This window comes from Pseudomonas sp. AGC41 (assembly GCF_057334555.1).
On sequence record NZ_JBHFJB010000035.1, the window covers coordinates 30056 to 38160 of the forward strand.

6 protein-coding genes are annotated in these 8105 nt (G+C 63.4%); 4 read left to right on the forward strand and 2 right to left on the reverse strand.

From position 1 onward, the window contains the following. Positions 1–73 precede the first annotated feature (73 nt). Positions 74–1300, reverse strand: a complete 1227-nt coding sequence (gene mhpT, locus ACE04F_RS06540; RefSeq protein ID WP_486105504.1) for a 3-(3-hydroxy-phenyl)propionate transporter MhpT — start codon at positions 1298–1300, stop codon at positions 74–76. Positions 1301–1611: 311 nt separating this feature from the next. Here mhpT and ACE04F_RS06545 point away from each other — a divergent pair, with 311 nt between their 5' ends. Continuing rightward, complete coding sequence (locus tag ACE04F_RS06545) at positions 1612–2919, forward strand: OprD family porin (RefSeq protein ID WP_486105505.1); 1308 nt, start codon at positions 1612–1614, stop codon at positions 2917–2919. A 67-nt stretch (positions 2920–2986) separates the two neighbouring features. On the opposite strand, the gene ACE04F_RS06550 is transcribed toward ACE04F_RS06545, so the two are convergent. Beyond that, positions 2987–3475, reverse strand: a complete 489-nt coding sequence (locus ACE04F_RS06550) for a MarR family winged helix-turn-helix transcriptional regulator (protein ID WP_434574059.1) — start codon at positions 3473–3475, stop codon at positions 2987–2989. 213 nt (positions 3476–3688) lie between these two features. On the opposite strand from ACE04F_RS06550, the gene ACE04F_RS06555 reads away from it, so the two are divergent. From ACE04F_RS06555 to ACE04F_RS06565, 3 genes are all read left to right on the forward strand, one after another. Then, positions 3689–4519, forward strand: a complete 831-nt coding sequence (locus tag ACE04F_RS06555) for a p-hydroxycinnamoyl CoA hydratase/lyase (RefSeq protein WP_486105506.1) — start codon at positions 3689–3691, stop codon at positions 4517–4519. Positions 4520–4624: 105 nt separating this feature from the next. Next, a complete protein-coding gene (locus tag ACE04F_RS06560; RefSeq protein ID WP_486105507.1) occupies positions 4625–6073 on the forward strand; it encodes an aldehyde dehydrogenase in 1449 nt (482 codons plus the stop codon). Between the two features lie 144 nt (positions 6074–6217). Beyond that, positions 6218–8086 (forward strand): feruloyl-CoA synthase, encoded by a 1869-nt coding sequence (locus tag ACE04F_RS06565; protein WP_486105508.1) that lies wholly within the window; start codon positions 6218–6220, stop codon positions 8084–8086. The last annotated feature ends 19 nt before the right edge of the window (positions 8087–8105 follow it).

The following is an 8105-nucleotide window of genomic DNA, read 5'->3' on the forward strand; positions in this document are numbered from 1 at the left end:
CGCTCCCACAGAGGAACTTGGGGCAGACCTTTGTCATGACCGCCGAAAGTCCGATGTGGGAGCAATAGCCCCGTCAGGATTTCTGCGCCATCGGCTCTGCCGTGCCCAACCGTGGCCCGGCCGAACGGCGAATCACGCTGAGAATGGCCAACGTCGCAATCACCAATCCGGGAGAGGTCGCCAGCAATACCGCGGTGGTGCCGCCGCCGGCTGCGAGGATCTGGCCGGCGGCCAAAGGCCCGGCCACCGAGCCCAGGCGCCCGATGGCAACGGCTGCGCCAACACCCGTGGCACGCACCGCCGTAGGGTAGGAGGGCGGCGCCGAGGCATAGAGCACCAGTTGCGCCGCCATGACAAACAACCCGGCGGCAAACCCGGCGATGCCCATCGGCATGATGCCCACCGACAAACCGACCCCGGCCAGGGCGCTTAGCAGGCCGGCATAGACAAACAGCACTACCTTGATGGCGTTGAAACGGTCCAGCAACAAACCACCGATCAACGACCCCAAGGCCCCGCCGATATTGAACAGCATCTGCACCAGGCCGGCCTGGGGTTTGCTGAAACCTTGTTCCACCAGCAAAGAAGGCAGCCAGTTGAGCAGCATGTACATCACCGTCAGGGTGAAGAAATAACTCAACCACAGGCCCAGCGTTGTCAGCCCCCGGCCTTCGCCGAACAGCGCCTGGCCGGTCGAACCACGGACCTCGCCTGCGACGTGTTGTACCTGTTTGAAAGCGCTGGACTCCGGCAGCCACAGCAGCATCAACGGCACCACCAGCAAGGGCGCCAGGCCACCGATGAAGAACGTCATCTGCCAGTGCTCGCCAAAGGTCATGGCGACCACCGCCGCCAGCGCGCCACCCAACGGAACCCCGGCGTACATGACACTGATGGCGGTACCCCGGCGTTGTTCGCCCACGGCTTCAGCGCACAGGGCGATGAGGTTGGGCAGGGCGGCGCCCAGTCCCAGGCCGGTCATGAAGCGCACCAGCAGCAGGCTGGAGAATTGCTCGACATACGCGGTGCAGAGGGAAAACACGCCGAACAGCAGGACAGCGGCAATCAGGATTTTCTTGCGGCCGATGCGATCGGCAATCCAGCCGCCGAAAAACGCACCTGGCAGCAGGCCGATGATCCCCGCGCTGAAGACCCAGCCCATCATCTTCGGGTCCAGGGCGAAGGTCTGTCGCAAGCCGGCAGCGGCGGTGCCGGCCGATTGAAGATCAAAGCCTTCGATCAGCGCGACGATGAAACACAGGGCAATGGTCAACGTCGCACGACGCGGCGGATGGTTCATGGCGAATCCTCTTATTGTTTTTGTCGGAACTGCGGCTCGGAGGGAACCCCGCAGCGCGGGATTAAGATTAACAAAGCTAACTAAAAAATGAATCGCGAGGAGCAAACCCGTGAAAGCTTTGGTTTCTCTTGGAAATTCAGCAGGTTGACACCTACAGGAGAAACAGTCGCCATATTGGTTAATTATATTAACGTTCGATTATCGGACATTGCCGATTGACGAAGTACCGGGCCGTTTCCATTCTCTGTCCGCACAGCCCTCCACTCGGGGCTGCCTCGATAGAAAACAACAACAAAAAGCGGACATCGAACATGCCAGATATCATCCGGGACGCCCAGGCGGCGGTCCCTGTTTCATCGCTCGTTCACTGGTTGGCCGGAACCGGGCTGAGTCTTCTTTGCAGCGTGGCGCTGGCCGAAGGCTTCATCGACGACAGCCACGGCACGTTGACCCTGCGAAATTACTACATGGATCGCGATTACCAGGACGACGGCGCCAAGACGGCGGCCCGGGAGTGGGCCCAAGGCGTGTTCATGAACGTCGAGTCGGGCTTTACCCCGGGTACGCTCGGATTTGGCCTGGATGTACGCGGGCTGCTGGGCATCAAGCTCGACTCCTCGCCGGACCGCAGCGGCACTGAACTGCTGCCGGTGTCTAGCAGCGACAAGCGCGCGGCGGATGAATATTCGCGGCTGGGCGTGACCGCCAAGCTGCGTTTCGGGCAAACCACGGTAAAGACCGGCGATGTCTCGATTTTCCTGCCGTTTGCCTTCGCCAGTCCGTCGCGGTTATTGCCGCAGACCTTTCGCGGGACAACCCTGAGCTCCAAGGACATCGACGGATTGACGCTGAACACCGGTTACATCGATCGCATCGCCCGGCGCGATTCCACCGATTATCAACCGATGAGCATTGCCTCGCCCAATCGTCGTTTCAACGGCGCGGCGACCTCATCTCACATGGCGTACGTGGGAGGCGATTATCAGGTCAACAAGGACCTGGGCCTGCGTATCTACCACGCCGAAGTTGCCGATCTGTACCAGCAGAATACCTTCGCATTGCTGCACAACCTGCCATTGGGCGACGGCGTGCTGACCACCGATCTACGGAGTTTTTTCAGCAGCGAGGAGGGCGCCGCCAAGGCTGGCAAGGTGGATAACCGCAACGTCTCGGCGCTGGTCGGTTATCGCCTGGGCGGGCATCGCGTCAGCCTGGGCTACATGCATTCGAGCGGCGATACGGCAACACCGTATGTGTCCGGCACCGAGCTGATGGGCTTGAGTGAAATGACCATGAGCTCGGATTTCCTCAACGCCAAGGAGCGCACCTGGCAAGCGATCCACGATTACGACTTTGCCGCCGTCGGCGTGCCTGGCCTGCGGACCCGGTTGCGTTACGTGCGCGGCGACCATATCGAGCTGGCGGCCCTCAATGCCGAGGATCGCAAGGAGCGTGAGTTCCAGATGGAGTTGGGTTATGTGATCCAGAGCGGCCCGCTGAAAAACGTCGGGCTGCTGGCGCGCAAGTCGATCTACCGAAACGACTTTCCGGGAACGGCGGCGTTTCGCGATGAGAACCAGACCCGGTTCCTGGTGACGTACAGCGTGCCGATCTGGTGAAGCCGTCATTGACGAGCTTTCGTGACGAGGGAGCTTGCTCCCTCGCCACAAGGAGGAGCGAGGTACCTTACTGGTAAACCTTCTTCAGCAACCGCAGCAGTTCCTCGCGCTCGGCACCATTGAGTGCCGCGGTAGAGTCCAGGTCGCTCTGGGCGGCGATCTGCTTGAGCTCCTTGAGCAGGGTTTCGCCGGTCTTGCTCAGGAAAATCCCATAGGAGCGCTTGTCCGGCTTGCAGCGCACCCGTACGGCCAGGGCGCGGCTTTCCAGTTTGTTCAACAAGGGCACCACTTGCGGTGGCTCGATGGCCAGCGCCTTGGCGAGGTCGGCCTGCATCAGGCCGGGGTTCTGGTCGATGATCGCCAGGGCCGAAAACTGGGCCGGTCGCAGGTCGTGGACCGCGAGACGGCTGATCAGGTTCTGGAACAGTTTCAACTGCGCGCGACGCAAGGCGTAACCGATCAGGTCATCCAGCGCGGAATCCAGCGGCGCCTGCGTGTCGGTGCCGTCGGCCAGGGGCGCGGCGGCGGCTTCGGCAAGCTTGGAAGACTTGGCCATCGAAAGGTGCATCCTCAGGGTCAGTGATTAACAAGGCTATCCAGTTTGCCGGGGTTGCCGCGCGGTGGCTACGGTCGCTGGTATTTTTTGTTCTCCGAACATGCATCCGGGCCGCCAGGAAAATAAAGATAAATCGATTAATAGTTAATTGACATAACTAATATTCAAGGTTAGTTTTTCTCCATCTTCAGCCAGAACAAGAGAGCACGCGCCATGAGCAACTACGAAGGTCGCTGGACAACGGTCAAGGTCGACATCGAGGAAGGCCTCGCCTGGGTAACCCTCAATCGCCCGGAAAAACGCAACGCCATGAGCCCGACCCTCAACCGCGAGATGATCGATGTGCTGGAGACCCTGGAACAGGACCCTGCCGCTGGCGTGTTGGTGCTGACCGGTGCGGGGGAGGCCTGGACCGCCGGCATGGACCTCAAGGAATATTTCCGCGAAGTGGATGCCGGGCCGGAAATCCTCCAGGAAAAAATCCGTCGCGAAGCCTCGCAATGGCAATGGAAACTGCTGCGCATGTACGCCAAGCCGACCATCGCCATGGTCAACGGCTGGTGCTTCGGCGGCGGCTTCAGCCCGCTGGTGGCGTGCGACCTGGCGATCTGCGCCGACGAGGCCACCTTCGGCCTTTCGGAAATCAACTGGGGCATCCCGCCCGGCAACCTCGTGAGCAAAGCCATGGCCGATACCGTGGGCCATCGCCAATCCCTTTACTACATCATGACCGGCAAGACCTTTGGCGGGAAAAAAGCCGCCGAGATGGGCCTGGTCAATGAAAGCGTACCCCTGGCGCAGCTGCGTGAAGTCACCGTGGAGCTGGCGCGCAACCTGCTGGAGAAAAACCCGGTGGTGCTGCGCGCGGCCAAGCATGGTTTCAAGCGCTGCCGCGAGCTGACCTGGGAGCAGAACGAGGACTACCTCTACGCCAAGCTGGACCAGTCGCGCCTGCTCGACACCGAGGGCGGCCGCGAGCAGGGCATGAAGCAGTTCCTGGACGACAAGAGCATCAAGCCGGGCCTGCAAACCTACAAACGCTGAGACGACAGCGCGGCGGGCGCCATCGTGGGCCCGCAGGTTGTTCGTCCAAGGCCCTCGGCGCTACTGTGAACGTGTTCCCGATAAAGACAATAAAGAGGAATCACCATGCTGGACGTGCCCCTGTTGATTGGCGGCCAGTCGTGCCCGGCCCGCGACGGCCGGACCTTCGAGCGCTGCAACCCGGTGACCGGTGAAGTGGTGTCTCGCGTCGCCGCCGCCACGCTGGAAGATGCCGACGCCGCCGTGGCCGCCGCCCACGCTGCCTTCCCGGCCTGGGCCGCGCTGGCGCCCAACGAACGTCGCACCCGCCTGTTGCGCGCGGCCGAGCAATTGCAGGCGCGCAGCGGCGAATTCATCGCCGCCGCTGGCGAAACCGGCGCCATGGCCAACTGGTACGGCTTCAATGTACATCTGGCGGCAAACATGCTGCGCGAAGCCGCCTCCATGACCACGCAAATCAATGGCGAAGTCATCCCTTCGGACGTGCCCGGCAGTTTCGCCATGGCCTTGCGTCAGCCCTGTGGCGTGGTGTTGGGCATCGCGCCATGGAACGCCCCGGTCATTCTCGCCACCCGCGCGATCGCCATGCCCCTGGCGTGCGGCAACACCGTGGTGCTCAAGGCCTCGGAAGTCAGCCCGGCCGTGCACCGCCTGATCGGCCAGGTGCTGCAGGACGCCGGCCTGGGCGATGGTGTGGTCAATGTCATCTGCAACGCGCCGGCGGATGCGCCGGCCATTGTCGAGCGCCTGATCGCCAACCCGGCGGTACGGCGGGTCAACTTCACGGGCTCGACCCACGTCGGCCGCATCGTCGGTGAACTGTCGGCGCGTCATCTCAAGCCGGCGTTGCTGGAGCTGGGCGGCAAGGCACCGTTGTTGGTGCTCGATGACGCCGATCTTGACGCAGCGGTGCAGGCGGCGGCGTTCGGGGCCTACTTCAACCAGGGGCAGATCTGCATGTCCACCGAGCGCCTGATCGTAGACGCGAGCGTGGCCGATGCCTTTGTCGCCCGACTGACCGCGAAGATCGCGACCCTGCGCGCCGGCGATCCTGCCGCGGGTGATTCGGTGCTGGGCTCGCTGGTGGACGCCAGTGCCGGACGGCGCATCAAAGGCCTGATCGACGATGCCCTGGCCAAAGGCGCCAGATTAGTCGCCGGCGGCCACCTGGACGGCAGCATCCTTCAGCCGACCTTGCTCGACGGCGTCACCCCGGACATGCGCCTGTACCGCGAAGAGTCCTTCGGACCGGTAGCGGTGTTGCTGCGCGGCGACGGTGACGAAGCGTTGCTGCGGCTGGCCAACGATTCCGAGTTCGGCCTGTCGGCGGCGATCTTCAGCCGCGATACCAGCCGCGCCCTGGCGCTGGCCCAACGAATCGAATCCGGCATCTGCCACATCAACGGCCCGACCGTGCACGACGAGGCGCAAATGCCCTTCGGCGGGGTCAAGTCCAGCGGCTACGGCAGCTTTGGCGGCAAGGCCGCCATCGAGCATTTCACCCAGTTGCGCTGGGTGACGATGCAGAACGGCCCACGGCACTACCCGATCTGAAAATCCGTCGCATCGCTGGCGATGGGCCGCCCGAGCCATCGCCCGATGCAGGCCAGACATGACAATCACAAGGCCGCAGCCAGACGCTGCCACGCTCCGCTCGCGTCAAGCGACCCGAGTGTGCCTTGATGGAGGAGATGCACCGTGAGTTCCGAGTTCAGATCATCCTCCCGGCCCGAACCTGCGCGCTATCGCCAGGTGTCGATCGGGCATCCAGCCGTTGAAGTGAAGGAAGAGCAGGGCATCCTGCACATGCGCTCCCTGGAGCCCTTGGCGCCGTTGCCGTCGCGCCTGCTCGATCGCCTGGTGCACTGGGCCCGGGTGCGACCGGACCAGACGTTCATTGCCGCTCGCGAAAACCAAGGCGATTGGCGTCACGTCAGCTATGCCGAAATGCTCGACAGCGTGCGGGCCATTGCCCAAGGCCTGCTTCGTTATGGCCTGTCGGCCGAAAAGCCCCTGGCGCTGCTCTCGGGTAACGACATCGAGCATTTGCAAATGGCCTTGGGCGCGATGTACGCCGGGATTCCCTATTGCCCGGTGTCGCCGGCCTATTCGCTGCTGTCCCAGGATTTCGCCAAGCTGCGGCACGTCTGCGACCTGTTGCAGCCGGGGCTGGTATTTGTCAGCGAGGCCGCGCTGTTCGAGCGCGCGGTCAACGCGGTGTTGCCAATGGATATCCCCCTGGTCAGCGTGCGCGGAGAAATACCCGGCCGCGCCAGGACAAGCTTCGCCAGCCTGCTGGCGCAGCCGGGCGGCAGCGAGGCCGAGCGGGCTTTCACCGCCACCGGCCCGGACAGCATCGCCAAGTTCCTGTTCACCTCCGGCTCCACCAAGCTGCCGAAGGCGGTGATCACCACCCAACGCATGCTTTGCGCCAACCAGCAGATGCTCTTGCAGACCTTCCCGGTGTTTGGCGAGGAACCACCGGTGCTGGTGGATTGGCTGCCCTGGAACCATACGTTTGGTGGCAGCCATAACGTCGGCATCGTGCTGTACAACGGCGGCACCTTCTATCTGGACGATGGCAAGCCCACCGTCCAGGGCTTCGCCGAAACCTTGCGCAACCTCAAGGAAATTTCCCCAACCGCCTACCTGACCGTGCCCAAGGGCTGGGAAGAATTGGTCAGCGCGCTGGAACAGGACGCCGAGTTGCGCGAGCGCTTCTTCAAGCGCATCAGCCTGTTCTTCTTCGCCGCGGCGGGGCTTTCGCAAAGCACCTGGGATCGCCTCGACAAGGTGGCCGAGCGGCATTGCGGCGAGCGCATCCGCATGATGGCCGGCCTGGGCATGACCGAAGCGTCGCCGTCCTGCACCTTCACCACCGGGCCGCTGTCCATGGCCGGCTACATCGGCTTGCCGGCGCCAGGTTGCGAAGTGCGGATGGTGCCGGTGGACGGCAAGTTCGAAGGGCGCTTTCGCGGGCCGCACATCATGCCCGGCTACTGGCGTTCGCCGCAGCAGACCGCCGAGGTGTTCGACGAGGCCGGTTTCTATTGCTCGGGCGACGCCATCAAGCTGGCCGATCCCGCCAACCCGCAGCTGGGGCTGATGTTCGACGGGCGTATCGCCGAAGACTTCAAATTGTCCTCCGGCGTGTTCGTCAGCGTCGGGCCGTTGCGCAACCGCGCGGTGCTGGAAGGCACGCCGTACGTCCAGGACCTGGTGGTGACGGCGCCGGACCGCCCGCACCTGGGCGCGCTGGTCTTTCCGCGCCTGCATGACTGCCGGCGCCTCTCGGGCCTGGCGCAGGACGCCAGCGACACCGAAGTCCTGGCCAGCCCACCGGTGCGCCAGTGGTTCGCCGACTGGTTGCAGCGTCTGAACCGCGAAGCCAACGGCAACGCCAGTCGTGTGGAGTGGATCGCACTGCTCGACGAACCCGCTTCCATCGACCGTGGCGAAATCACCGACAAGGGCTCGATCAACCAGCGCGCCGTGTTGCAATGGCGCGCGGCGAAGGTCGAGGCGCTGTATCGAGGCGAGGACCCAACGATCCTGCGTGGCGGCTGACACCTGCCTCTGTGGGGGG

Coding starts and splice junctions, on each gene's coding strand:
- mhpT (WP_486105504.1), bottom strand. CDS start 1,300: ATGAACCATCCGCCGCGTCGTGCGACGTTGACCATTGCCCTGTGTTTC.
- ACE04F_RS06560 (WP_486105507.1), top strand. CDS start 4,625: ATGCTGGACGTGCCCCTGTTGATTGGCGGCCAGTCGTGCCCGGCCCGC.
- ACE04F_RS06550 (WP_434574059.1), bottom strand. CDS start 3,475: ATGGCCAAGTCTTCCAAGCTTGCCGAAGCCGCCGCCGCGCCCCTGGCC.
- ACE04F_RS06545 (WP_486105505.1), top strand. CDS start 1,612: ATGCCAGATATCATCCGGGACGCCCAGGCGGCGGTCCCTGTTTCATCG.
- ACE04F_RS06555 (WP_486105506.1), top strand. CDS start 3,689: ATGAGCAACTACGAAGGTCGCTGGACAACGGTCAAGGTCGACATCGAG.